The sequence below is a fragment of the Diplocloster hominis genome (genome assembly GCF_032380655.1).
GTDB classification, from domain to species: domain Bacteria; phylum Bacillota; class Clostridia; order Lachnospirales; family Lachnospiraceae; genus Diplocloster; species Diplocloster hominis.
The window spans coordinates 1-1,586 of the sequence record NZ_JAWDIY010000081.1; the positions used below are offsets into that span (position 1 = coordinate 1).

The 1,586-nt window shown below is 56.7% G+C and carries 1 protein-coding gene and 1 tRNA gene; both read right to left on the minus strand.

All coding sequences use genetic code 11. The features are described from left to right. Positions 1 to 819 (minus strand): hypothetical protein (locus ABC831_RS26300; RefSeq protein WP_343251042.1); only part of this gene is annotated, 819 nt, incomplete at its 3' end. A 435-nt stretch (positions 820 to 1,254) separates the two neighbouring features. Further along, positions 1,255 to 1,327 (minus strand) — tRNA-Val (locus ABC831_RS26305). Positions 1,328 to 1,586: the final 259 nt, after the last annotated feature.

Consider the following 1,586-nt stretch of genomic DNA (forward strand, 5'->3'; position numbering starts at 1 on the left):
AAGTCCAGGACCGGTAAGCACAAGGTTATTTACGTCTGCGGGAACCGTCAGCGTACCCGCCGCGCCCTGGGCCACCGGCAGCGTCATGCCGTCCGTCAGCACGATGGGCATGACGGTGACGCCGTCGTCATAAGCAGCCACGGGCTCTCCGTCCTCTTCCGGGGTAAACACCGCGTTCCACACCTGCTGGTCATCGGACGCGGCCCGCGCATCCCCTTCCGGCTGGTCCGCCGCGTTCAGACCGTTTTCCTTGTCGCCGGCAGGGTCTTTGGAGGAGGAAGAATCCATGCCCAGCTCTACGTCAGGGACAGAGATGACGCCGCTCTGGGAGGTACTGTTCTGGGAGCCGCTGTTCTGGGTGTCTCCGTTCTGGGAGGTGCTGTCGGAGCCGGAGGCCGGGGTACTGTCCGGGTCTGGCGTCGTGTTACTGTCCGAGCCTGGTGTCGTGTTACTGTCCGAACCTGGTGTCGGGGTACTGTCCGAGCCTGGTGTCGTGTTGTTGTCCGGGCCCGGCGCAGAAATACCCTCCGTGGGCGAATTACTTTCGGAACCAGAGGGCGCTGCGCTTTCAGAGGCCGGTGTGCCGGCCGAACCAGACGCCGGCTGGCTGGACGCATCGGAATACGCCGGGGCGTTGTCCCCCTCAGGGGACGGCTCCTGCGAGGACGGAGTCTCCCCCTCCACGACAGAAGCGCTGTTCACGCTCGACTTCAGGTTCTCCGCGCTTTCCGCAACCGCCCTGGATGGCAGCAGGCCTAAGAGCATACTCACGCAAAGCGCCAACGATAACAGCCGTTTCCAGCCCTGTTTCTTTCTCATGATTGTTCCTCCTTTTCTTCCCGGAAGCCTCCGCCTTGAAGAACGGCCCCCGGTACACGCCTTTGGGTGGGACACCGCAGCGGCGACGGTACTTTTTGTTTGATTATCCCATTATTTCAGCACTGTGCGCAAGAAAAACAGCCTAAGCCGTTCTCACAGAGCTTAAGCCGGAATTTTTTTGTACACTTTGGCGAAGAGGCGTGCTTTTAGAACCTCAGGACATGGCTATTCGAGGCTTGGGGCAGCCACGGCGGCTGATGTATGCCTGCTATACCAACTCCCCTTGCTGTTCGACTATACATTTCCTCGTTGCCCAGGCGTGTTCGGGACTTTCTCCCGTTAAAGCGCGCCTATGGCGCGCAAACGAAACGTGCGCCGACGGGCGCACAACAAAAGGCGCTATCCCGAAAACAACGGAATAACGCCCAAAAATAATGGAGACAACGGGGCTCGAACCCGTGACCTCTCGCGTGTGAGGCGAACGCTCTCCCGGCTGAGCTATATCTCCAAAGTCCATGCTAACATTGTATCACGTTTTTCCGAAGATACAAGTAAAAAATTCAAAAAAATAGCAGCGTTCGAATATTCACAGCTAACTGGGAGGGGACTGGCATCTTTCGGTTGTAACGCTTAATCTTCAGGCGACTCCGTGGAGAAAGGGGCCTGTCCCCATAGGCGCGAACTTAAGCAAAAAGTCTAGGAAAAATAAAATAAAAAATAAATTCACCCTGCCTCCTCATTTTGTTGTAAAATAGTTTTGCGAAACA